This window comes from Dokdonella sp. (genome assembly GCF_051958935.1).
GTDB lineage: Bacteria > Pseudomonadota > Gammaproteobacteria > Xanthomonadales > Rhodanobacteraceae > Dokdonella_A.
In genome coordinates this window covers 1-24227 of record NZ_JBQCFP010000169.1, presented here as the reverse complement: position 1 = coordinate 24227, position 24227 = coordinate 1, and the positions used below count along the sequence as shown (strand labels likewise).

The 24227-nt window shown below is 69.6% G+C and carries 17 protein-coding genes; 9 read left to right on the top strand and 8 right to left on the bottom strand.

Going from position 1 to position 24227, the window contains the following annotated elements:
* The first annotated feature begins 7 nt into the window (after nucleotides 1–7).
* The 3 genes from ACTHK2_RS16035 (at nucleotide 8) to ACTHK2_RS16025 (ending at nucleotide 2320) form a co-directional block, all read left to right on the top strand.
* Nucleotides 8–1297, top strand: a complete 1290-nt coding sequence (locus tag ACTHK2_RS16035; protein ID WP_440246721.1) for an ATP-binding protein — start codon at nucleotides 8–10, stop codon at nucleotides 1295–1297.
* 21 nt (nucleotides 1298–1318) lie between these two features.
* Nucleotides 1319–1837, top strand: coding sequence for a response regulator (locus ACTHK2_RS16030; protein ID WP_440246720.1), 519 nt, complete (start codon nucleotides 1319–1321; stop codon nucleotides 1835–1837).
* A 117-nt stretch (nucleotides 1838–1954) separates the two neighbouring features.
* Complete coding sequence (locus tag ACTHK2_RS16025) at nucleotides 1955–2320, top strand: hypothetical protein (protein ID WP_440246719.1); 366 nt, start codon at nucleotides 1955–1957, stop codon at nucleotides 2318–2320.
* 604 nt (nucleotides 2321–2924) lie between these two features.
* Here the strand turns inward: ACTHK2_RS16025 and ACTHK2_RS16020 are convergent.
* From ACTHK2_RS16020 to ACTHK2_RS15995, 6 genes are all read right to left on the bottom strand, one after another.
* Nucleotides 2925–7190, bottom strand: coding sequence for a PAS domain S-box protein (locus ACTHK2_RS16020; protein WP_440246718.1), 4266 nt, complete (start codon nucleotides 7188–7190; stop codon nucleotides 2925–2927).
* 95 nt (nucleotides 7191–7285) lie between these two features.
* Entirely contained in the window at nucleotides 7286–8728 is a 1443-nt protein-coding gene (gene mgtE / locus ACTHK2_RS16015; RefSeq protein ID WP_440246717.1) for a magnesium transporter, read from the bottom strand.
* A gap of 193 nt (nucleotides 8729–8921) precedes the next feature.
* A complete protein-coding gene (locus ACTHK2_RS16010; protein WP_440246716.1) occupies nucleotides 8922–9551 on the bottom strand; it encodes an ABC-type transport auxiliary lipoprotein family protein in 630 nt (209 codons plus the stop codon).
* A complete protein-coding gene (locus ACTHK2_RS16005; protein WP_440246715.1) occupies nucleotides 9548–10492 on the bottom strand; it encodes an MlaD family protein in 945 nt (314 codons plus the stop codon). The genes ACTHK2_RS16010 and ACTHK2_RS16005 overlap by 4 nt, the downstream gene beginning before the upstream one ends.
* 4 nt (nucleotides 10493–10496) lie before the next feature.
* Nucleotides 10497–11318 carry an ABC transporter ATP-binding protein gene (locus ACTHK2_RS16000; protein ID WP_440246714.1) on the bottom strand — a complete coding sequence of 274 codons (822 nt, stop codon included), beginning with the start codon at nucleotides 11316–11318 and terminating at the stop codon, nucleotides 10497–10499.
* Complete coding sequence (locus ACTHK2_RS15995) at nucleotides 11315–12424, bottom strand: MlaE family ABC transporter permease (protein WP_440246713.1); 1110 nt, start codon at nucleotides 12422–12424, stop codon at nucleotides 11315–11317. Before ACTHK2_RS15995 ends, ACTHK2_RS16000 begins: the two co-directional genes overlap by 4 nt.
* A gap of 103 nt (nucleotides 12425–12527) precedes the next feature.
* On the opposite strand from ACTHK2_RS15995, the gene ACTHK2_RS15990 reads away from it, so the two are divergent.
* Together ACTHK2_RS15990 and ACTHK2_RS15985 are read left to right on the top strand one after the other, a co-directional pair.
* Nucleotides 12528–13784 carry a threonine/serine ThrE exporter family protein gene (locus tag ACTHK2_RS15990; protein WP_440246712.1) on the top strand — a complete coding sequence of 419 codons (1257 nt, stop codon included), beginning with the start codon at nucleotides 12528–12530 and terminating at the stop codon, nucleotides 13782–13784.
* A complete protein-coding gene (locus tag ACTHK2_RS15985; RefSeq protein WP_440246711.1) occupies nucleotides 13784–14467 on the top strand; it encodes a YoaK family protein in 684 nt (227 codons plus the stop codon). Before ACTHK2_RS15990 ends, ACTHK2_RS15985 begins: the two co-directional genes overlap by 1 nt.
* Nucleotides 14468–14489: 22 nt before the next feature.
* On the opposite strand, the gene ACTHK2_RS15980 is transcribed toward ACTHK2_RS15985, so the two are convergent.
* A complete protein-coding gene (locus ACTHK2_RS15980; protein WP_440246725.1) occupies nucleotides 14490–15035 on the bottom strand; it encodes a Dps family protein in 546 nt (181 codons plus the stop codon).
* 59 nt (nucleotides 15036–15094) lie between these two features.
* Here ACTHK2_RS15980 and hrpA point away from each other — a divergent pair, with 59 nt between their 5' ends.
* Nucleotides 15095–19183, top strand: a complete 4089-nt coding sequence (gene hrpA / locus ACTHK2_RS15975) for an ATP-dependent RNA helicase HrpA (protein WP_440246710.1) — start codon at nucleotides 15095–15097, stop codon at nucleotides 19181–19183.
* Nucleotides 19184–19291: 108 nt separating this feature from the next.
* Here hrpA and ACTHK2_RS15970 read toward each other — a convergent pair whose 3' ends face one another.
* Nucleotides 19292–19759 (bottom strand): hypothetical protein, encoded by a 468-nt coding sequence (locus tag ACTHK2_RS15970; RefSeq protein WP_440246709.1) that lies wholly within the window; start codon nucleotides 19757–19759, stop codon nucleotides 19292–19294.
* 261 nt (nucleotides 19760–20020) lie between these two features.
* Between ACTHK2_RS15970 and ACTHK2_RS15965 the strand changes: the two genes are divergently transcribed.
* The 3 genes from ACTHK2_RS15965 to ACTHK2_RS15955 all read left to right on the top strand — a co-directional run.
* Entirely contained in the window at nucleotides 20021–21232 is a 1212-nt protein-coding gene (locus ACTHK2_RS15965) for a hypothetical protein (protein ID WP_440246708.1), read from the top strand.
* Nucleotides 21233–21345: 113 nt separating this feature from the next.
* A complete protein-coding gene (locus ACTHK2_RS15960) occupies nucleotides 21346–23595 on the top strand; it encodes a RelA/SpoT family protein (RefSeq protein WP_440246707.1) in 2250 nt (749 codons plus the stop codon).
* 142 nt (nucleotides 23596–23737) lie between these two features.
* A partial coding sequence (locus ACTHK2_RS15955; protein ID WP_440246706.1) for a serine/threonine-protein kinase occupies nucleotides 23738–24227 on the top strand: 490 nt, incomplete at its 3' end.

The following is a 24227-nucleotide window of genomic DNA, read 5'->3' as shown; positions in this document are numbered from 1 at the left end:
GGGACCCATGACGATCGACATCGCTTTCCAGCCTCCGGCGGGTGCGGCGGGCATCGCCACGCCGTTCGCGCCGCCATTGCCGGCGCCGGTTGCGGGTGACGCGATGGAAGCCCACCTACGCGCGCTCGTCGATGCCGCTCCGGCGGCGACCCTCCTGTTCGATGCCGGGCAACGCGTGCACTACGCCAACCCCGCTGCGCGCGTGCTCGCGCGCCTGTGCGGGCCGGACCAGCCCGACCGGCCGCTCGCGGTGGTCGGCGACTGGCACCCGGATCTCCTGAACAGCGGCGCGCTGCACCTGTGCAGCCTGCATGGCAGCTGGAGCGGCGAAGTGATCCTCGGCGTCGGCCGCGGCCAGCACAAGATCCTGCTCGTCCACCTCTCGCGCATCGGTCCGGAACTGTTCGGCATGACGGTGCGCGACATCACCCAGGACAGCGTGCGCGAATCCGAGCTGCACGCGCGCAACGCGGAACTCGAGGTGGCTTACGCGAAGCTCCAGGGCGCGCAGGAACAGGTGATGCAATCGGAGAAGCTCGCCTCGATCGGCCAGCTCGCCGCCGGCGTCGCGCACGAGATCAACAACCCGATCGGCTACGTCAACTCGAACCTGAGCACGCTGCAGCGCTACATCTCGCAGCTGTTCTCGGCGATCCAGTCCTACGAGGCCGCGCTCGCCGAGGGCGCCGGCGCGGCGGCGACGGAGGCGATCCGGCAGAAGCTCGATCTCGACTTCCTCGTCGGCGACGTGCCGCAACTGCTCAGCGAATCGCGCGAGGGCATCGACCGCGTCTGCAAGATCGTGCGCGACCTCAAGGATTTCGCGCGCAAGGAGCGCTCCGAGGACTGGGTCAAGTCCGACCTGCATCGCGGCCTCGACTCGACCCTCAACATCATCTGGAACGAACTCAAGTACAAGGCGCAGATCGTCAAGACGTTCGGCGAACTGCCGCTGGTCGAGTGCCTGCCGTCGGAACTCAACCAGGTGTTCATGAACGTACTCATGAACGCGGGCCAGGCGATCAAGGACCAGGGCATCATCACGGTGACCACGTCCGTCGCGGGCGACCGCGTGCGCATCGACATCGGCGACGATGGCGAGGGCATACCGGCGGACGTGCTCCCGCGCGTGTTCGATCCGTTCTACACCACCAAGCCGGTCGGCAGCGGCACCGGCCTCGGCCTCGCGATCTCCTACGGCATCGTCTCCAAGCACCACGGCACGATCGACATCTCGAGCACCCCCGGCCACGGAACACTGCTGCGCATCGAATTGCCGATCGCCCAGCCACGCTGACCTTCGTACCGGAGCATTCCCATGTACCGCGTCCTGCTCGTCGACGACGAACCGAACATCCTCAATGCGTTGCGTCGCTGCCTCGCCTCCATCGACGTCGGTGAACTCGACGGCGAGGCGCTCAAGGTGGAAGCGTTCACCTCGCCCGCGCTCGCGCTCGAGCGCAGCGAGGAGCAGGAATTCGACCTCGTCGTGAGCGACTACCGCATGCCCGGCATGGACGGCGTCGAGTTCCTGTCGGCAATGATGGAACTGCAGCCGGCGGTGCCGCGCGTGATCTGTTCCGGCTACGCCGACCGCGACGCGATCATCGCCGCGGTCAACGAGGTGCGACTCGCGCGCTTCATCGGCAAGCCATGGGTCGACGAGGAGCTCGCGGCCGCTGTGGTTGCGTTGCTGCGCCCCGATCGCGCCCGAGCGCGCAGCGCACGCGGCGCGCAGCGGCAGGCGGCATCGTTCGAAGAGGCGAGCGCGCGCGTGACGCTCGTCGAACACGACGACGACGGCGCGATCGTGTTGCGCAGCGACGATCCGGTGTGATCGTGGCGCCTGCGCGCAATCGCATACGTAATGTTACGCATACGTAGGCGACCGGATCGGCACGGAGGGCAGGCCGGCGTAGGATCGTTCCGAAGTTCGCGGTCGGTCGGAGTGTGGATGAAGGGTGTGCGCAAAGGCGGGATCCTGCGCCTGTCAGCGTGGTTGCTGGCAGCGGCCGGCGTCTGCGATGCGAACGCCGGTTCGGCACGGGGGCAGCTGTCGATGAGCCTGACCATCATCGACGCCTGCACCGTCTCCGCCGTCGATCGCGAGGCGGCGACCGACGCTCCGCGCGGCCGCACTTCCGGTCCCGTGCATGTCACATGCTCGGGCGGCGCCGCCCCTTCGGTGACATTCGCGCGCGTGTCGCGCGCGATGGCCTTCGCCGCCGGCATTGCCCCGCCGGTTGGCGAAGGTGTTTTACACGTGGAGCGCGAGGCGAGCGGTGGTGATGCGGTCGTGCGCGCGACGGTGACATTCTAGCGAACACCGCGTCGCTCGATGTCCGCCTCTCCTGATTCTTCGCTGACCTCCGTCCAAACTTCGGCGCGCGGGATGGACCTGACCCGATCGTGTCCCAAGCCGGGGCAAGGCTTCTTTCGCCAAGCGGTGCACTGTCGCGAGGTTCCGCTCGCCTCGGCGGCGAGCGGGTGACTTCTCTTTGCTTGCCCAAAGAGAAGTCACCAAGAGAATGGGCACCCCGCGTCGCCGCCCGCGAGGCTGCGCCTCGCGGGTCCGCGGTCGTCGGCCGGGTGCGCCGACAGCGCATCCCGCGCTGACGGCGCACGGCGCGCGATCCCTCGCGCGCCCCCTTCAGGCCATTTCGGCCGCCGCCCGCCGGCGCCGAGGGGACCCGGTGGAGCAGGGCAGGAGCAAGGAAGCAGAAGCAGTAAGAGCAGGAGCACGGAAAACAGAAGCGCGGAAAGCAGGAGCACGAAGAGCCTCCCTCTCGTCGTCCCGGCGAAGGCCGGGACCCAGCGTCTTCGGTCCTTCGAAATGAAGAGCTGGATTCCGCTCTTCGCCGGAATGACGGCGCTTGCATGCTTGCGCATGGATCAGCAAGAAGTGGCGCAGATGCGCCGCGTCCTCAGGACGGCGTGCTGTCGCCGCTCGCGCGCGGCCGGTAGCGCTGGAATGCGTCGCGTACCTGCTCGCGCAACAGGTCGTCGTCCCATGGCTTGGTGAGGAAGCGGAACACCGCGCCGCGATTCACCGACTCGGTGACGACGTCGATCTCGGTATAGCCCGACAGGATGATGCGCATCGTCTCCGGGTAGAGATCCTTCACCTTGCCGAGGAACTCGGTGCCGGACATGCCCGGCATGCGCTGGTCGGAGATGATCACCTGCACCGCGTTGAGCGAGAGCACGTGCAGGCCTTCGTCGCCGCTCGCCGCGGTCAGCACGCGGTAGCCGTCGCTGCGCAGCATGCGCGTGAGTGCAGTGCGGATGCCGGGTTCGTCGTCGACGACGAGCACGGTGCGGCGCTCCTCGTCCGCGCGCGGCAGCAGGCGGATGCTGCGGCCGCCGCGCAGGTAGTCTTCGAACATTTCGGCAGAGACCGCGGGACTGAAGTAGTACCCTTGCATCTCGTCGCAGCCCTGCATCGAGAGGTAATTGAACTGCCCCTGCGTTTCGACGCCTTCGGCGACGACCTTGAGGCCCATGCGGTGCGCGATCGCGATGATCGCCGACGCGATCGCCGCGTCCTCCGCGCTGTGCGTGATGTCGGAGATGAACGTCCGGTCGATCTTCACGCGCGTGAACGGGAAGCGCTTGAGGTAGGCGAGCGAGGAATGGCCGGTGCCGAAATCGTCGAGTGCGAGGCCGACGCCGAGTTCGCGCAGGCCGCGCAACACTTCCGCGGCCGCGTCTGGATCCTTCATGACCGAACTCTCGGTCAGCTCCAGGTGCAGATGGCGGGCGAACAGCGAATGACGCGCGAGCGCTTCGCGCACCGTGCGCACGACGTCGCTGCGATCGAGCTGCACCGAGGAGATGTTCGCGGCGATCGGCACCATGCTTGCCCCCGCCTTCAGCCAGGCCGCCTGCTGCGCGCAGATCGCATCGATCACCCAAGCGCCGATCGGCACGATGAGCCCGGTTTCTTCGGCGAGGGGGATGAATTCCTCCGGCGACACGAGCCCGCGTTCCGGATGCTGCCAGCGGATCAACGCCTCTGCGCCGACGACGAGCCCGCTCACCATGTCGACGCGGGGCTGGTAGTGCAACACGAACTGGCCTGCGTCGATGGCGGCGTGCAACGCGGCCTCCGCATCGAGGCGCAGGGCGATGCGCCGGCTGATCTGCGCCGAGTAGAACATGTGGCGCGCGCCGCTCGACTTGGCCAGCTTGAGTGCGGCTTCCGCATGCTTGAACAGGCTGTCGTCGTCGTCCGCGTCGTCGGGATAGAGGCCGATGCCTGCCTGGCCGCTGATCGAGATGGCCTGGCCGCGCACGTGGAACGGTTCGCGCAAGGTTTCGATGACCTGCTCGAGCAGCAGCGTCGCGACGCGATCGCCGCTGCCCGGGCGCGCGATCGCGAATGTATCGGCGCCTATGCGGCCAAGCGCGTAGGGCTCTTCGAGCCGCTGCTCCAACCGTCTCGCCACGGCGCGGAGGATCTCGTCGCCGCATTCACGGCCGAGGCTGTCGTTGAGGCGCGTGAAATTCTCGAGGTCCAGCATCACTGCGCATACCTTGCCGTTCGTCGCGGGAGCCGCGGCGACGAGCTGGGCGAGGCGGTCGCGGAACAGCGCGGCGTTGGCGAGGCCCGTCAGCGCATCGAAATAGGCCAGATGCGCGAGCTTCTGTGCGTTCTCGATGTGCTCGATCGCGTACGAAAGATCGCTCGTGACCCAGCCGAGCAGGCCGAGTTCCTCGTCGTCGAACACGTCGCGCTCGCGGGCGAGCAGCACGAGCGCGCCGACGACCTCTCCGTGGGAATGGAGCGGGAATGCAGCGCCGGACCGACAGTCCCGCGCGAGGAGTCGATCCCCCACGCGCGCAAGCCTGGCGTCGGCGGAAAAGTCGTTGATGACGACGGGCCTGCGCGACGCCAGCGCGCGCATCGCGAAGTGGTCGGCGCGCAGCAGCACGAGGTTGGTCGAAACGAACTCGCGCACGCCCTCGTCCGAGATCGCAATGATCGCGGGCGTCTCGGCGCCTTCGCGCGGCTCGGCTACCCAGGCGATCTCGAAGATGCCCTCGACGGTGGCGACGCGGCAGGCCTCCTGCAGCAACGATTCGCGATCGGGCTGGCGCAACATCGCCGAATGCAGGGCGCCGATGACCGCGCGGATGCGGCTCAGGCGGGCGATCCTCGCCTCCTGCTCCTTCGCCTCGGTGATGTCCTCGGCGATGCCGGCGACCTGCTGTAACGTCCCGTCGGTGCCCAACACCGGGAAGCTGCGGGAATGGATCCAGCGGATCGATCCATCCGGACGCGCGATGCGGTATTCGAAATCGAGCCGTTCGCTCGCGTCGACCGGCCGGCCGTCGCGCAGCATCGGGTTGGGGTCGCCGGCCACGACCGCGTCGAGCCACGAGTTCGGTGAGCGGTACACGCTTTCGCAGCTGCGTCCCCAGATGCGTTCATACGCGGGGCTCACGTACAGGCATTCACCGCTGCGCGCGTCGGCGAGGAAGAACACGGCGGGGATGTGTTCGGTGATCTGGCGGAAGCGCTTCTCGCTCTCCTCGAGGGCGGCGTGCAGCGCGCGCCGCTCGGTGATGTCTTCGAGCATGCCGACCATGAACTGCGGCGCGCCATCCGCGTGCCGCACGAGCGTCGCGGTCAGCAGCGCCCACATCTCGCTGCCGTCGCGGCGCCGGTAGCGCTTCTCCATGCGGTAGCGATCGATCGCACCCGCCAGCAGGCGTTGCGAGAGCGCGTCCTGCAGCTCCATGTCGTCCGGATGGCTGACATCCCGGACCCTGAGGGCGCATAGCGCGTCGGCGGCGTAGCCGAGCATCTCCGCGAGCGCGCGGTTGCAGCGCACGAAGCGCCCGTCATGCACGTCGACGAGCGCGATGCCGACGCCCGCCCGTTCGAAGATCGCGCGGAAGCGGTCCTCGCTGTGCCGCAATTCCGCTTCCGCGCGGCGGCGTTCGGTCGCGTCGCGCACCATGCCGAGCAGGTTGCCGTCCGGCATCAGGGTCGCGATCACTTCGGCGGGAAAAATCGTGCCGTCCTTGCGCCGGAACGACCATTCGCGGTGATGCGCCGCGCTGGCGCGCAGCGCGTCGATCGTCGGCGCGACGTTGGCGCGTTCGGCCGGCGCGACGATGTCCGTGGCGGCGAGGCCGACGAGCTCGTGGCGCTCGTAGCCGAGCATCCGGCAGGCGCTTTCGTTGGCTTCGAGGTAGACCCCGGCCACGTCGGCTACGAGGATGCCGTCGGGCGCGCACTCGAACAGCGTGCGGTAGCGCTGTTCGCTGGCCGCGTGCTCGCGTTCGGCGCGCACGCGATCCGACACGTCGATGCCGATGCTGATGAGGCAGCGATGGCCGTCGATCTCGATGCGCTTGCCGGTGAAGAAGTACGGGATCTCGCGCCCGTCACGGGTCAGCAGCGGCGCCTCGAACGAGGATGCGCCGAAGGCGAGCACCTCGGCGATGTTCGCTTCCAGCGAGGTGCGTTGTGCGGCCGGGAAGAACGCGCGCGGATGCATGCGGGCAATGTCCGCGGCGCGATAACCCGAGGTGTGTTCGAAATGCCGGTTCCAGCGCAGGAAGCGGCCGTGCGCGTCGTGCAGGTAGAGGATGCCCGGCATGCTCTCGACGAGCGCCTCGGCGAACCGCCGCTCCAGGCGCAGCGCTTCCGCGCGCTGCGCCACATCGCTCGGCGCGGCGATGGCGCGGCGCGGGGTGCCCTCGCGCCATCGCGCGGCCGCGCCGCCGCGCCGGGCGAGGTCGCGGTGCAACGCGAACTGGCGGCACGCGATTTCACGCAGGCCGGCCAAGGCGCGCATCGCCGCCGCCTCGCCGCAGCAGGGGTCGAGCACGCCGATGAGGCCGGCGGGATCGTATTCGCCCGCCGGCAGCAGCACCGCCGCGGTGCGTCGCCACGCTGCCGCATCCGGCAACGCCGTGTCGACGACGCCCTCGGTGCCCGCGATCGCGGCCGCGCCGGTTTGCGCGGCGATGCGATCCAGCAGGGCGGGGATCGCATCGCGCCAGGCGGACTCGGCGATGCCGCCGATGCTCGCGACGAGCCGGCCTTGCTCCGGCCAGGCGATGAAACCGCTCGCCGCGTCGCAGGCGGCCGCGGCGGCTTCGGCGAGCTCGCGCAGCGCCTCGTCCGGCGCCGGCGGTGACCAGCCTTCATCGGTCGATGTGAACGTCTGGGCCATGGCTCGCGATCGCGTTCCCGGGGACGGTCGACGTCGAGAGTGCTACGAGACGGGCGCGGCGTCCAGCGGGTGCGGCGCCATCCTTCGGACGGCCTTCAGATGAGGAACAGGGTAGCGAGGCCGAGGAAGATGAAGAAGCCGCCGCTGTCGGTGATCGCGGTGATCATCACGCTCGAGCCCATCGCCGGGTCGCGGTCGAATTTGAGCAGGGTCATCGGGATCAGTACGCCCATCAATGCGGCGAGCAGGAGATTGAGGGTCATCGCGGCGGTCATGACGAGGCCGAGCGACACGTTGCGGTAGAGTAGCCAAGCGACGAAACCGATCACGCCGCCCCAGATCAGGCCGTTCAGCACGGCGACGCCGAGTTCCTTGCGCAGCAGCCTTTTCGCACTCGTGGGGCTGATCTGGTCGAGCGCGAGCGCGCGCACGATCATCGTGATGGTCTGGTTGCCCGAATTGCCGCCGATGCCGGCGACGATCGGCATCAGCGCCGCGAGTGCGACGAGCTTCTGGATCGAGCCCTCGAACAGGCCGATCACGCGCGAGGCGACGAACGCGGTGACGAGGTTGATCGCGAGCCAGGCCCAGCGGTTGCGCAGCGACTTCCACACCGAGGCGAAGATGTCCTCGTCCTCGCGCAGGCCGAAGCGTTCGCGCACCTCGGCGTCGCTTTCCTCGCGGATGACGTCGACCATCGCGTCGATCGTGACGCGGCCGATCAGCTTGCCGTGGGCGTCGACGACGGGCGCGGTGACGAGGTCGTAGCGCTCGAACGCCTGCGCGGTCTCGGCGACGTCGTCTTCGGGATGGAACGTGTTGGCGTCGCTCGCCATCACCTCGGCGACGTCCTTGGCCGGGTCGTTGACGAGCAGCCAGCGGATCGGCAGCACGCCGGTCAGCACGGTATCGTGGTTGACCACGAACAGCTTGTCCGTGTGTTCGGGCAGCTCCTTCAGGCGGCGCAGGTAGCGCAGCACGGTTTCCAGCGTGACGTCCTCGCGGATCGTCACCATGTCGAAATCCATGATCGCGCCGACCTGGTCGTCTTCCCACGACATGGCCGACTGCACGCGCTCGCGCTGCTGCGCGTTGAGGCGGTGCATGAGTTCCTGCAGCACGTCCTCGGGCAGGTCCTCGGCGAGGTCGGCGATCTCTTCGGCGTCGAGCTGCTCGGCCGCCGCGATCAGCTCGGGCCGGTCCATGTCCGCGAGCAGCGACTCGCGCACCGCGTCGGACACTTCGAGCAGGATCTCGCCGTCGCGGTCGGCCTTGACGAGATGCCAGACCGCCAGGCGTTCTTCCGGCGGCAGCGCCTCGAGGATGTAGGCGATGTCGGCCGGGTGCAGCGCGTCGATCTCGCGTTGCAGCTCGGCCACGTGCTGGCGGTGGACGAGGTTTTCGACGAGGTCGTGGTGATCGCCCTGCTGGCGGTGCGCGAGATCTTCGACCAGGTGCTGGCGACGCAGCAGCTCGGCGACCCGCGCGAGCTGGCCCTGCAACTGGCTGTGCGGATTGCGGGTTTCGACTTCGCTCATGGCCGGCGCGGCAGCAGGAGCGCCCCCGGTCGGACCGGGCGCGCAGGGGACGGAATGCGGGTAGGGAACGCGGGTCCCCTGGCGCTATTGTCGCCGTTGCGGCGCGCGAGGGGAACCGGTCCGCTTGGCGGGTCGGCCGGTCGTCGCTGTCGCAGCGGATGCGCGACGCCGATCCCGGTGGATGCCCGGCGTCTCAGTCCTTCCTCTTCGCGTGCATCGCCTCGCCCTCGCGCAGTGTCCACTCGACGAGCTCCGGCAGCAGCTGGTTCAGCGCGCTCTCGAACGCGGCGAACGCGGCCGCGGCGTCGCTGCCCCGTGCCGGCGCCTGCGCGCTGAACGCCTGCGCCGCGAGCACCCGGTTGGTGGTGTAGTCGAGCAGGCGCGCCTGCAGGCGGATCACGGCGCGCGTACCGCCGTCGATTTCGAGCTGGAAATCGTGCAGCGCGATACCGAGTGCGTAGTCGGCACGCAGGCCCGACGCCGAACTGCCGACGCCGGTGATGCGCTGCGTGTTTTCGAAGGCCTGCACGACGAGGTTGCGCAGCATCGCCGGCGCGCTGTCGCTCCAGCGTGCGCCCGGGAACACCTCGATCACGCCGGGCCGCGGCATCACGACGATGCGCACGGTGTCGAGCGCGTCGCTCGCGAGCGGCGTTTCGATCGCGAGCTGCCAATCGACCCGCGCGGCGGGCGCGGCCTGCGCGGGTGCGGCGAGCTTGGGCGAGTAGATCGTGAACGGCGTGCGCTGCACGTTGAACAGCGACGAGCACGCGGCGAGCGGCAGCGCGAGCAGCCATGCGGAAAAGCGGAGGCGGGCGTTCATTGCGGCTGGAACTCCTTGGGCTGGTCGCGGCCGAGCAGCAGGCTGTCCGAGGCGCCGAGCTTGTCGGAAAGCTGCTTGAGCGAACGCAGCGTCTCGCGCAGCTCGAGCACGGTCGGTCCGATCTGGCGCAGCCCCTGGTTGCTGAACGCGCCGATCGCGGCGCGGTTGTCCTCGACCAGCAGGCCGGCCGATTCGGCCATCCTGTTGACCGAGGCGAGCGCCGCGTCGGCGGTCTGGATCAGCTTGCGCGCATCGTCGCGCACGAGCGCATTGGTCGAATTGGCCATCGTGTCGAGCGTCGCGAGCGTCTTCTTCATCGCCGTGGTCGCCTCGGCGAGCTGGTGCACCGCCGTTCCGATGTCGCCGCGCTGGTCGGCGAGCGCGCCGCTGAGCTGGTCGAGGTGCTCCAGCGTCGCCGAGATGCGGTCGACGTTTTCCGCCGACAGGATCTCGCCCATGCGCAGCAGCAGGTCGTTGGCGGTGACGACGATGTCCGAACCCGAGGCGAGCAGCTTGGACAAGGCCGATTCCTCGGACGGGATCACCGGCACCGGGTGCTCGCGCGTCGGCAGGAGCGGCGGGCTGCCCGGCGCGCCGCCCGAGAGCTGGATGAACGACAGCCCGGTCACGCCCTGCAGCGCGAGCTTCGCGCGCGTGTCCTCCTTCACCGGCGCCGATGCATCGAGCCGCACGCGCGCGATCACCTTGCGCGGGTCGTCGGCGGCGAGGTGCAGCTCGCGCACCTCGCCGACCTTGATGCCGTTGTACTGCACGAGGCCGCCGACCGAGAGGCCGCTGACCGCCTCGGTGAAGACGATGTCGTAGTCGGCGTAGCGCTGGTCGACGCCGGTCTTGGACATCCACAGCACGAACGCGAGCGCGAGCACGAAGGCGCCGATCGTGAAGGCGCCGATGAGGACGTGGTGGGCGCGGGTTTCCATGCGGTCAGTTCCTGGTGGGTGCGGCATCCGCCGCGATGCGCCTGGACGAGGACACCGCGCGCGCGGCCGCGCGGCCGCGCGGGCCCTGGAAGTACTCCTGCACCCACGCATCCTCGCAGCGCTCGACCTTGTCGAGGGTGTCGGCGACGAGCACGCGCTTCTGCGAGAGCACGGCGACGCGGTCGCAGATCGTGTAGAGGGTGTCGAGGTCGTGCGTGATGAGGAACACGGTGAGGCCGAGGCTTTCGCGCAGGGTCAGGATCAGCTGGTCGAACGCGGCCGCGCCGATCGGGTCGAGACCCGCGGTCGGTTCGTCGAGGAACAGGATATCCGGGTCGAGCGCGATCGCGCGGGCAAGCGCCGCGCGCTTGACCATGCCGCCGGACAGTTGTGCCGGGAACTTCGCGCCCGCATCGGGCGGCAGGCCGGCGAGCGCGATCTTCAGCGCGGCGAACCGCTGCATCAGCCCGAGCGGCAGGTCGTGATGCTCGCGCATCGGCACCATCACGTTGTCGGCGACCGACAGCGAGGAGAACAGCGCGCCGTTCTGGAACAGCACGCCGCAGCGTCGCTCGACCGCGATGCGCTCGTCGTCGCTGGCCCGCATCATGTCGGTGCCGAGCAGCCTGACGCTGCCGGCGGCGGGCCGGTTGAGGCCGATGATCGAACGCAGCAGCACCGACTTGCCGCTGCCCGAGCCGCCGACCACGCCGACGATCTCGCCGCGGCGGATGTCGAGGTCGAGGCCCTCGTGCACGACCTGCGCGCCGAACTGGTTGCGCAGGCCGCGCACCTCGATGACGCGGTCGGAGCCGTTCGCGTTCATACGTCGATCTCCATGTAGAAGATCGCTGCGAGCGCATCGACGAGGATCGCGACGAAAATCGACTGCACCACGCTCGAGGTCGTGTGCGTACCGACCGACTCGGCGCTGCCCGATACCTTGAAACCTTCGAGGCAGCCGATCGATGCGATCAGGAACGCGAAGATCGGCGCCTTGCTCATGCCGACCCAGAAGTGGCGCGTCGCGGCGAGGTCGTGGAAGCGCGTCACGAACATCGTCGGCGAGAAGTCCATGCTCAGCGCGCAGACGATCCCGCCGCCGACGATGCCGGCGAGCATCGCGATGAACGCGAGCGCCGGCAGCGCGACGAGCAGCGCGAGCAGGCGCGGCAGCACGAGCACCTCGACCGGATCGAGGCCGAGCGTGCGAATCGCGTCGATCTCCTCGCGCGACTTCATCGAGCCGATCTGCGCGGTGAAGGCGCTGCCGGAGCGGCCGGCGATGAGGATCGCGGTGAGCAGCACGCCGAATTCGCGCAGGAACGAATAGCCGATGAGCTCGACCGTGAAGATCGTCGCGCCGAAGTCCTTGAGCACGGTCGCGCCGAGGAACGCGACCACCGCGCCGACGAGGAAGTTGAGCAGCACGACGATCGGCACGGCATCGAGGCCGGTCTGCTCGAGGTGGAACACGAGCGAAGTGATGCGCCAGCGCCGTGGCACGAAGACGCAGCGCGCGAGCGTCGCGAGCACGAGGCCGATGAAGCCGAGCAGTTGCCAGGCATCACGCGCGACCTGCTCGGCGGCCGCGCCGGTGCGCGCGAGCAGGGCGACGAGCCCGCCGTCCGCGCGGGGCGGCGCCTTTGCGGCGACGACCACCTTCGCGACCGCGTCGACGAGCGCGCGGCGGGTGTCGTCGAGGCCATCGACACCGCGTTCGCCGGCGAGGTCGAGCAGCAGGCGCGCGCCGGAGGTGTCGAGCCGGTCGATGCCGCTCGCGTCGACGCGCAGGGAGCGGCCGTGCTTGCGCGCGAGCGCGGCGACCTCCGCGGCGAGCACGGGTGCGGCGGCGATCGTCCAGTCGCCTGTCGCGGCGACGACGTCGCCGTCGCGGCCATGGCGGAGTGTGGCAGTCCCTGCAGCGCTCATCGCGCAAGGCTAGCAGGCTCGCCGGCAAGCGCAAACGCGCCTTGGCCGGCAACGTGAACGCTCGCCAACCGGCGCGCCCGCACGGCATCATTGCGCGATGGACATGGCGGGGTTGGGACAACGTACCGGCGGCGACGCCGAGCTGAAGACGCGCATCGGCTTCGTGGTGGAGCTGTCGCGTCGCCTGCACGAATACGGCACCACGGCGCCGCGCCTCGAGGACGTCGTCAATCTCGTCAGCGCGCGCCTCGGCCTCGCGTGCAACGTGCTGTCGACGCCGACGTCGATCGTGATGTCGTTCTCCGACCCGTCGCACGGCGACGACCTCGCCGAGACGACCCAGGTCGTGCGCGTGCCGCCCGGTGAAGTGAACCTGAAGCGCCTGTGCCAGGTCGACGAGATCGCCGACCGCGTGATCGCCGGCGAGCTCGACTTCGTCGAAGGGCGGCGCCAGCTGCGCGCGATCGGCGAGCGGCCGCCGAGCCGCACCAGCGACGTCGCCGGCGTGCTCAGTTTCGGCGTGTCGTCGGCGGCGATCGCGACGATCCTGCATACCGGTTGGCGCGAAGCGGCGGTCGCCGGCCTCAACGGCCTCCTGATCGGCGCGATCTCGCTCGCGCCACGGCGCTGGCCGACGTTCGGGCCCGCGCTGGAGGCGGCCGCCGCGCTGCTCTGCACGCTGGTGGCAATGGCGGTCGCGCAATGGGTCGTGCCGATCGCGCTGCGGCCGGTGGTGCTGGCGAGCCTGATCGTGCTGATGCCGGGCATGACCTTGACGACGGCGGTGCGCGAGCTGTCGAGCCAGCACCTCATCTCCGGCACGGCGCGCATGATGGGCGCGGCGACGACCCTGCTCAAGCTCATCTTCGGCACGGCCGCGGCGCTGCAGCTCGGCGCGCTGCTCGGCCTCGTGGCGCCGGCGAGCGATTCGGTGCCGCTGCCGGCATGGGCGGGTCCCTGCGGCGTCATCGCCGCGGCGTTCTCGTTCGCCGTGCTGTTCAAGAGCCCACTGCGCTTCTACCCGGTGGTGATCGCCGCGCCGATCCTCGGCTACGCCTGCACGCAGATCGGCGGGGCGCACGTGCCGCCCGCCTTCGGCACCTTCCTCGGCAGTCTCGTCGTCGGCGCCGCGAGCAACCTGTTCGCGCGCGTCATGCAACGCCCCGGCGCGCTCGTGCGCGAAACCGGCATCATCCTGCTCGTGCCCGGCAGCGTCGGCTTCCGCAGCCTCAGCTACGTGCTGGACCGCGAAGTGCTGCTCGGCATCGATACCGCGATCACGATGGCCGCGCTGCTGACGGCGATCGTCGCGGGCCTGCTGTTCGGCGACTTCCTCGTCACGCCGCGGCGCAAGCTGTGATGTTCGCGAAGCTTCCGCGCTGGGTGCTCGGCGGCGGCGCGCTGCTCGCGTTCGTCGCGGGCATCGTCAATGCCAGCGGTTTCCTCGGCGTGCAGCACCAGGGCATCACCCACCTGACCGGTACGACGACGATGCTCGGCATCGCGCTCGGCGGACACGACGTCGCGGGCATGCTGCATTTCGCCGCGCTGATCGGCGCGTTCATCGCCGGCTGCGTCGCGAGCGGGATGATCGTGCAGGATTCGACCCTGCGCCTGGGTCGCCGTTACGGCGTCGTGCTGGTGATCGAAGGGGCCCTGCTCGCGCTCGCGGTGCCGCTGCTCGTACGCGGCGACCTCGCCGGCGAATACCTCGCGTCGGCCGCCTGCGGCCTGCAGAACGCGATGGCGAGTACCTACAGCGGCGCGGTGCTGCGCACGACGCATTTCTCCGGCACGCTCACCGACCTCGGCATCTTCATCGGTCACCGCCTGCGCGGCCTGCCGGTCGATGCGCGCCGCGTGCGCCTGCTGCTCTCGCTCGTGCTCGCGTTCCTCTGCGGCGCGGTCGCCGGCACCTGGCTGTTCGCGCGCCTCGGCTACGCCGCGCTGTACGTGCCGGCCGCCGCGACCGCGGCGATCGGCTTCGTCTACGGCATCTACCAGCACCTGCACCTGCACCTGCAGCGGCGCGCACGCGGATGACGCGCCGCTGGCGGCGGTGCCATCACTTCAACAGCGAGCGCAACATCCAGGCGGTCTTCTCGTGTTCATTCATGCGCTGCGTGGCGAGGTCGGCGGTCGGCTGGTCGTCGGCCTTGTCGGCGACGCGGAACACGTCGCGCGCGGTTCGCGCGACCGTCTCGTGGCCCTCGACGAGCTGCTGCACCATCGCCTTCCAGTCCGGCACGCCGGTCTCCTCGCCGATCGCGGTGAGCTTGCCGAACTGCGTGTACGAGCCGGGTGCGTAGACGTCGAGCGCGCGGATGCGTTCGGCAATCGCGTCGGCCGCGGTCCACAGTGCGTTGTACTGCGTCTCGAACATGAGGTGCAGCGTGTTGAACATCGTACCGGTCACGTTCCAGTGGAAGCTGTGCGTCTTGAGGTACAGCGAGTAGGTGTCGGCGAGCAGGCGCGACAGGTTCTTCGCGATGCTCTCGCGGTCCTTCTTGGCGATGCCGATGTCGATGGCCATGGCGGTGCTCCGGTGAGGGAAGCCTAGGCTAGCGCGTCCGCGCGCCGGCGGTAAATCGAAACGCTCGATGGCCGCGATAGCCGTGCCATATGGCGCGTCGGCTCGCATCATGCGCGCGCATGGTCGACAATGGCCGGATGTCCGATTTGAAGAACCTGCGCGACGCACTCGACACGGTGATGGCGCGCGACGTCGGCCGCTTGGTCGCCCGTTGGCGCCGGGTGTCCGCCCGCCCCGAGGAGCGCGAAGTGGCCGCGTTGCGCGAGGCGATCGCCGCATCGGCGGCCGAACGCGCCGCGCGTGCGGCACGCGTGCCGGACATCGCGCTCGATGCGTCGCTCCCGATCAGCGCGCGCGCCGACGAGATCGTCGCCTTGATCCGCAAGCACCAGGTCGTCGTGCTCGCCGGCGAAACCGGTTCGGGCAAGACGACGCAGCTCCCCAAGCTTTGCCTCGCGGCCGGACGTGGCACGGCGGGCCTCATCGGTTGCACGCAGCCGCGTCGCATCGCCGCACGCAGCGTGGCGCGCCGCGTCGCCGCCGAACTCGGCAGCGAGGTCGGGCGGCTGGTCGGCTTCCAGGTGCGTTTCGCCGACCAGGTCTCGGACGAATCGTTGGTCAAGTTCATGACCGATGGCATCCTGCTCGCCGAGACGCAGGGCGACCCGTGGCTCGGCGCCTACGACACGATCATCCTCGACGAGGCGCACGAGCGCAGCCTCAACATCGACTTCCTGCTCGGCTACCTCAAGCGGCTGCTGGCCAAGCGACGCGACCTCAAGCTCGTGGTGACGTCCGCGACGATCGACACCGCGCGTTTCGCGCGGCATTTCGGCGATGCGCCGGTGGTCGAGGTCGAGGGGCGCACGTACCCGGTCGAAGTGCGCTGGCGGCCGGGCGGGAAAGCGCGGCCGGATCATGCGTCCGCCGATCCGGATGCCGGGATCCGAGGCCGCAGGGGCGATTCCGACCCCGTTCCCCTCGCCGAGCAGGTCGTCGCCGTCGCCGACGAGATCACGCGCGAGGACCCGCGCGGCGACGTGCTCGTGTTCCTGCCCGGCGAGCGCGAGATCCGCGACGCGCACCTCGCGCTGTCGCGGCGCAAGTACCGCGCGACCGAAGTGCTCGCGCTGTACGCGCGCCTGTCCGCGGCCGAGCAGGACCGCGTGTTCAAACCGGGCCCGCAGCGGCGCATCGTGCTCGCGACCAACGTTGCCGAGACCTCGCTCACCGTGCCGCGCATCCGCTACGTGATCGACACCGGCACCGCGCGCGTGAAGCGCTACAGTCCGCGCAACCAGCTCGAGCGGCTGCACGTCGAACCGATCTCGCAGGCCGCGGCGGACCAGCGCAAGGGGCGATGCGGCCGCGTCGGCGCCGGCATCTGCTATCGCCTCTACGACGAGCAGGACTACCTGCAACGCGCGCGCTACACGGATCCGGAGATCCTGCGCTCGTCGCTCGCGGGCGTGATCCTGCGCATGCTCGCGCTCAGGCTCGGCGACCCGGCGGATTTTCCGTTCGTCGAGGCGCCCTCCGATCGAGCGATCGGCGACGGCTATCGCCGCCTCGCCGAACTCGGTGCCGTCGAGAACGTGCCCGAGCGATCGCCCACGATCGCAGGCGGGCGCGAGGCGTCCCGGGAACCGGCCAGCCCCGGCTGGCGGCTGACGTCGATCGGGCACGCGCTCGCGCGGCTGCCGATCGACGTCGCGCTCGGCCGCATGCTCGTCGAGGCCGAGACGCGTGGCGTGCTGCGCGAACTGCTCGTGCTCGCCTCGTTCCTCAGCGTGCAGGATCCGCGCCAGCGCCCGGCCGAGGCGAGGCAGCAGGCCGACGCGGCGCATGCGCAATTCGCCGATCCGAAATCCGACTTCAATGCCGTGCTGAGGCTGTGGGCCGCGTATACGGCCGCGCACGAGGAGCTCACGCAGTCGAAGCTGCGCGACTGGTGCGAGGCGCGCTTCCTCTCGTTCCTGCGCATGCGCGAGTGGCGCGAGCTGCATCGACAGTTGCTGCTCGCCTACGCCGCCGACGGCGATCGATCGGCGGACGACGGCATGGCGCGACCGGCGCGCGCGCGCGCCGGTTCCGCCCGGCGGCCGGATGAGACGGCGGCAACGGCGCCGATCGATGCGGAAGTCGCGTCCACCGACCGCTACGAGGCGGTGCATCGCTGCCTGCTGTCGGGCTGGCCGACGCAGGTCGGCCGCAAGGACGAACGCGGCCAGTACCGCGGCACGCGCGAGCGCAAGTTCTCGATCTTCCCCGGATCCGCGCTCGCCAAATCGGCGCCGCAGTGGCTGCTCGCGGGACAGATCCTCGACCTGCAGAAGGTCTACGCGATGTCCTGCGCGAAGGTCGAACCCGCCTGGATCGAACAGCAGGCGGCCCACCTCGTTCGCAAGAGCTGGCGCGACGCGCACTGGTCGCGCAAGCGCGGCGCGGTCGTCGCGCACGAGCAGGCGACACTGTTCGGACTCGTGCTCGCCGACCAGCGCACCGTCATGTTCGGGCGGCAGGACCCCACGCTCGCGCACGCGATCTTCGTGCGCGAAGCGCTCGCGCGCTGCGAGATCGACGCACGCGCCGATTTCGTGCGCGCGAATGCGCGCGTGCTCGCGCAGGCGCGCGAGATCGAGGCGAAGCGCCGCCGTTCGGGCCTGTTGCGCGGCGAGGACGAGCTCGCCGCGTTCTTCGCCGGCAAGTTGCCCGAGGACGTGAGCACGTCCGCCGCGCTCGACGCCTGGTACCGGCGCGCGACGCCGGCGGAGCAGGCGGCGCTGCACTGGTCGCTCGCCGACGTGCTCGGCGAGGCCGGCGGCGCGGGGGCACGCGAGTTTCCGGCGCGCTTCGACGTCGCCGCGCACGCGCTGCGCCTCACCTACCGGTTCGTGCCCGGCGATCCCGCCGACGGCGTGACGCTGCACGTGCCGCTCGCGCTCGTCAACGCGGTGCCGGCCGCGCGGTGCGAATGGCTCGTCCCGGGCCTCCTCGCGGAGAAGGTGGCGGAGGCGATCCGCGGCCTGCCGAAGGCGCTGCGCCGCAACTTCGTGCCGGCGCCGGATTTCGCCCGCGCGTTCGTCGAAGCCGAGCACGCGCGCGACGAACCGCTGTACGTCGCGCTTGCGCGTTACCTGGAGCGCGTCACGGGCGTCGCGACCGCCGCTGCGGATTTCGCCGGCGTGGAACTGCCCGCCCACCTCGCGATGAACTTCCGCATCGAGGACGAGCAGGGCCGGGTGCTGGTCGAAAGCCGCGATCTCGCGGCGATCCAGGCGCAATGGACCGGCGCCGCGCGCGTCGCCTTCTCGCGGCGTGCGGACGTCGAGCTCACGCGCGAGGACGTCGCCGACTTCGATTTCGACGCCATTCCCGACAGCGTGGTGTCGAGCGGCGGGCTCACCGCGTTCCCCGCGCTCGTCGACCTCGGCGAGAGCGTCGCGCTGCGCGTGTTCGAGCGGCGCGACGAGGCGCTCGCGCAGCACCGGCGCGGCGTCGAACGGCTGCTGCGCCGTGCGCTCGCCGATCGCGTGCGCCAGGGCGGTCGCCAGCTGCGGCTCAAGAACGAGTTGCTGCTGAAGAGCGGGCTGTTTTCGGCTGCCGCGAGCGACGGCGGTCGCAAGGGCAAGACCGGCATCGCCGACGTGCTGCGTGCGGACATCGTCGAAGGCGCATTGCGCGAACAACTCGCCGCGCTCGACCTCGACGTGCGGACGCGCGAGGCATTCGCCGTCGCGCGCGACGCGATGGCGCGCAGCCTGTTCGGCACGGCGGTCGAGCGCCTCGCGCTCGGCGAGGCGATCCTCGCCGCGCTCGCCGAACTCAGGCCGATGCTGCGGCCGCCGCTGATGGGTTTCGCGCGTGCGAACTACGATGACCTCGCGGAACAACTCGACGAACTGCTCGCGCCGGGCTTCCTGCGCGACGTCGGTTCGGCGCGGCTCGCCCAGTTCCCGCGTTACCTGAAGGCGATGCGCCTGCGTGCCGAGCGGTTGCGCCAGGATCCCGCGCGCGACCAGGCGCGCATGCTCGCGGTGCAGCTGTACTGGCGCGACTACCTCAAGCTGCGTGCCGCGCACGCGGCCGACGACGCGCGGCTGGACGAACTGCGCTGGCTCATCGAGGAACTTCGCGTATCGACGTTCGCGCAGGAACTGCGCACGGCCGAGTCCGTGTCGCCGAAGCGGCTCGCGAAACTCGTGGAGACACTGCGCGGCGCATGAGGGCTCGGCCTGCAATCCCCGCGAAAGCGGGGATCCGTCCGGAACGTCGCGGGGTGTGCCGCTCTATCGATTCGGCCAGCATCCCGGGTACGGTCCGGGATGCTGGAGCTACTTCACGCGCTTGACGCGCACGCTGCAGCCGCAACCATCGACGTACATGAGCCAGCTGCCGAGCAGCATCGGCTTGATCTTGACCTTCGGGCTGTTGAACTTGCCCGTGTCACGCGAACCCGATTCGGCTTGCGCCCACTGCTGCCCGTTCTCGAGCGTGAACACGGTGTGCCCTCGCCAACCGTCGAAGGTGCCGACGATCGTCGATTCGACGTTCTCGCGCGAGCTGTCGTCGGGATAGAACACCGGCGCGCCGCTCGAGGACACGTACTTCACGCTGCCGCCGCCGTGCGCTTCGATCCAGGCATTGAGCTGGGCGAGTTCCTGCGGCGACAGCTTGTCGAGCCCCGCGGCATGGAATTCCGCCTGTGACATGCGTTCCTCGAGCGTGGGCGCCTGGGTCTGCGCGCCGGCCACCGAGGCAGCAAGGGTTAAGGTAAGGGCGAGGCTCGGTATCAGGCGCATAGATTCGTCGGCAGGTGGGCAGTCTGTGACCGCAACCGCAAATTTCCTTGACTTACGGGAACTTAACACGTGCACTTGAGCGCAAGTCGGGATACAATGCGGCAGGCCCAAGTGTAGCATGAGCCGTCCGGTGTTTGTTCCGGCGGCTCGTGTTGGGCGTGGTCGAACGAAGCCGTTCATGGTTCGTATAAGCGACGCAATGGCAAGCGGATTGCGCAACAAAGAACCGCGAACCCCCGTTCCAGCGAGAGTAATCGAGAGATGTCAGTAAAGAAGACCGTACGCAACGCCCTCGTCGTGGCCGCCGCCGCAACGATCCTTTCCTCCACCGCTGCGGCCCAGTCCCTGCGCATCAACGACGGCGCCAGCGTGGCCATCTCTACCTCGCCCGGCTTCACCTATGCGGTCAACGGCACGGCGAGCGTGCTGAACGTGACGACCGATGGTTACGTGATGTGCGCCAACATCGGCTCCACGCTGCTGACGCCCTCGTCGCTGCTCGCGCAGCACGAGCGCTGGGCGATGCCGATCGCGAACGACATCCGCAACATCGTCTATACCGGCAGCTCGCTGACGGTCAACCAGGGCGTCGCGGGGTTTTCGCCCGAAACCTCGCTCGGCTGCCAGATACGTGGCCCCGAGGGCGAGATCGCCTCGCCGTTCAGCGGCTTCGGCGATCATCTCTTCCGCGACAGCTGGGAAGACGCGGTGCAGCTCGCCCATCTCGTGAACTGGGTGCCGGTCGATCGGTTCTCCTGGTCCCAGCCGGACTGGACTCTCGTGCCGAATGATTCGTGCAACTGGAACATGGATCCCGATGCGCCCGAGGTCGCCGAGGATTCGGTGTGCGCGGCCGTCGCGGGCGTGCGCCCGGTCTCCACGGCTTCGACGAACGACGCGCGCTACGGCGATCGTGCGCCGACCATGTGGACGGCGACGACGACGAGCAACTTCATCTACCTCGCGCGCATCGACGCCCGCTTCGGACCGCAATCCGGTGCGCCGAACAGCTATTTCCCGGTCGTTTCGTCGCACCGGCCCGACGATGACCAGGCGAGTTCCGTCGTCGTGGGCATCCGCGACTCGTACGATGCGAACTATCTTGCGCCGAACGGCACCTACTGCCTGCTGCGCCAGCTGCCGGCCGTGCTCAACGACAACGTCTGCGCGGGCCCCGAGGTCTTCTACTCCGAGTCGCTCACCGCGCGGCAGAACAACCCGAAGGGCTTCCTGGAGGAGAAGGTGACGCTCGATGCCGGCTTCAATCCGGCCAAGTCGATGTACGTCGCGGTCGTCCGCCAGAAGCTCAGCGGCGGCAGCACGCCGTCGGCCTGCCAGCCGAACAGCGCGATCGCCACGATCCTCGACCCGGGCGTGGCACGCAACGAGAACGGCGACGAGTTCATCGGCGACGATGTCGTGTTCGGCTTCCGCGGTACGGACAGCTTCGAATGGATGGGCTGCAATCCCTGATCGGGGTGCTCCTCCGCATGCCTTGCATCGGCGCCTGCGGGCGCCGATGTCTTTTCAGGGGTTCGTGACGAGCGAGCCGTGGCGTCGATACCGTGAACGCGTCCGTTGGATCCATGACCACGCTCGCCGACTGGGCCATGCAGCTGGAGCGCAGCGGCGCCGACGGCATCGCCCTGCGCGCGTGCCGCCTCGCGTCGTCGCACACGCCGCCGACGCCGGCGTGGCTCGCCGTACAGCCGGAACTGCTCGCGACGATCGCATTGCTGGGTGATCTCGGCGTCGGCGAGGAGGCGCAGGCGGCCTGCGTGCTGCATGCGCTGGTGCTCGCCGACCCCGCGATCGATGCGGGCGCCATCGCCGCTTTTCCGGAAGGCACGCGCGCCCTCGTCGAGGGCCAGCAGGCCGCCGAACGCGTCTGGGCGCTGTACGCCGCGCATGGATCCGTCGGCGGCAGCGAAGGCCTGCGCCGCCTGCTGCTGGCGATCATCCGCGACCTGCGCGTCGTCTTCATCCTGCTCGCGCGCCAGCTCGTGCGCATGCGCGCGGCGACGCGTGCTCCGGAAGCCGAACAGCGCGCACTCGCGCGTCTCAGCGCGGACATCCACGCACCGCTCGCCAACCGCCTCGGCATCTGGCAGATCAAGTGGGAGCTCGAGGATCTCGCGTTCCGCTTCCTGCAGCCGGACGTGTACCGGCGCATCGCCGGCCTGCTCGACGAACGGCGTGGTGACCGCGAGGCCTGGATCGGCGACGCCAAGGCCAAGCTCGGCGCCGCACTCGGCCATGCCGGCATCGAGGCGGAGATCGCCGGCCGCCCGAAACACATCTACTCGATCTGGCGCAAGATGCAGCGCAAGGGCGTCGAATTCTCCGAGCTTTACGACGTGCGCGCGCTGCGCCTGCTCGTCAAGGACGTCGCCGCATGCTACGCGGCACTCGGCGTCGTGCACACGCTGTGGCCGTACATCCCGGGCGAGTTCGACGATTACATCGCGAATCCGAAGGGCAACCACTACCAGTCGCTGCACACCGCGGTGATCGGTCCGGGCGGCCGCACGCTCGAGGTGCAGATCCGTTCGCACGACATGCATCGGCACGCGGAACTCGGCGTCGCGGCGCACTGGCGCTACAAGGAAAGCACGGCCGGTCCGATTTCACACACCCCACCGTCCGCTCTGCGGACGGTCCCCCCCTCTCCCGCTGCGCGGGCGAGGGACGGAGGTCAGCGGCCGCTTGCCGCCGGGTCTTCGATGGGTGCGGACGCGAGCTTCGAGCGCAAGATCGCCTGGATGCGCCAGCTGCTCGAGTCACGCGACGCGCCCGATGACGATGCGGCGCTGCTCGCGGGCTTCCGCACCGAAGTGGTGGAGGACCGCGTCTACCTCCTCACGCCGAAGGGGCAGGTGATGGACCTGCCGCGCGGCGCGACCGTGCTCGACTTCGCCTATTCGATCCACACCGATGTCGGCCATCGCTGCCGTGGCGCGAAGGTCAACGGACGCATCGTGCAACTGTCGTTCCAGCCGGCGAGCGGCGACCGCATCGAAATCCTCACGGGCAAGCTGATCGAGCCCAAGCGCGACTGGCTCGCCGCGCAACATGGCTACCTCAACACGCATCGCGCGCGCGAGAAGGTGCGCACCTGGTTCAAGCGCGTCGACCTCGCGCAGAACCTCGCCGCCGGACGCGCGTTGCTCGAGCGCGAACTCAAGCGCCTCGCGCTGCAGCCGGCGAGCCTCGACGGCCTGCCGGAGCGTTTCCACCTCAAGACCCACGACGAACTGCTCGAGGCGCTCGCGCTCGGCGACGTCAGCACCGGCCAGCTCGCGCGCGCGCTGCACGAACTCGCCGCGCCGCCGCCCGACGCCGCGCCGGCGCCGGCGCCGCATCCGGCTCAGCGGCCCGCGACCGACAGCGGCGCGATCGTCATCGAAGGCGTCGGCAACCTGCTCAACCAGCTCGCGCGCTGCTGCCAGCCGCTGCCGGGCGATGCGATCGCCGGTTACATCACGCGCGGGCGCGGGGTGTCCGTGCATCGCACCGACTGCGCCCAGCTCGCCAAGCTGCGCGAGCGCGACGCGAGCCGCGTCATCGCGGTCGAATGGGGGCGCCGCCGCGAGGCGAGCTACGAGGTCGACGTCGTGGTCAAGGGCTACGATCGCAAGTGGTTGCACAAGGACGTCACCAACGTGATCGCCGCCGCGAATGCGCACGTGATCGCGGTCGACGCGCGCGTCGACGAGCGGCGCGGCATCGTCGAGATGAACTACGCGCTCAAGGTCACCGGCTTCGACCAGCTCAGCAGCCTGCTGAGCCAGCTGCTGGCGGTCCCGAACGTGATCGAGGCGCGCCGGATTGCGTGACGGCCGCCTCGTTTGCGCGGCCGCGCGAGGGGACGCCCCGCATGCGCGCCGGCGCGCCTGCTGATATGCTCGGGCGCCCGCCTGATGCGCGTTTGCGAGCCCCGCCAGCGTGGCCGGGCGCCGCAGCGGAAGTGACGCGATCGTGATCGAGATCTCCGGATACCGCATCTTGCGCCAGCTCGGCCGTGGCGGCATGGCCACGGTCTACCTCGCGACGCAGGAATCGGTCGAGCGCGACGTCGCGCTCAAGGTGATGTCGCCCGCGCTGCTGGTGGATCCGAATTTCGGCGAGCGCTTCCTGCGCGAAGCGCGCATCGCCGCCAAGCTGCACCATCGCCACGTCGTCGGCATCCACGACGTCGGCCAGGCCGGCGACTGCCACTACCTCGCGATGGAGTACCTCGCCGGTGGCGCGGTGCTCGCGAAGGACGGCAGCACGCGCGAAGCCGCGTTCGCGCTGCGGGTCGCGCGCGAGATCGCCGGCGCGCTCGCCTACGCGCACGAGAAGGGTTTCGTGCATCGCGACGTGAAGCCGGACAACATCCTGCTGCGCGACGACGGCTCGGCGGTACTGACCGACTTCGGCATCGCGCGCGCGTTCGATTCGAGCCTGCGCATGACCAAGACCGGCG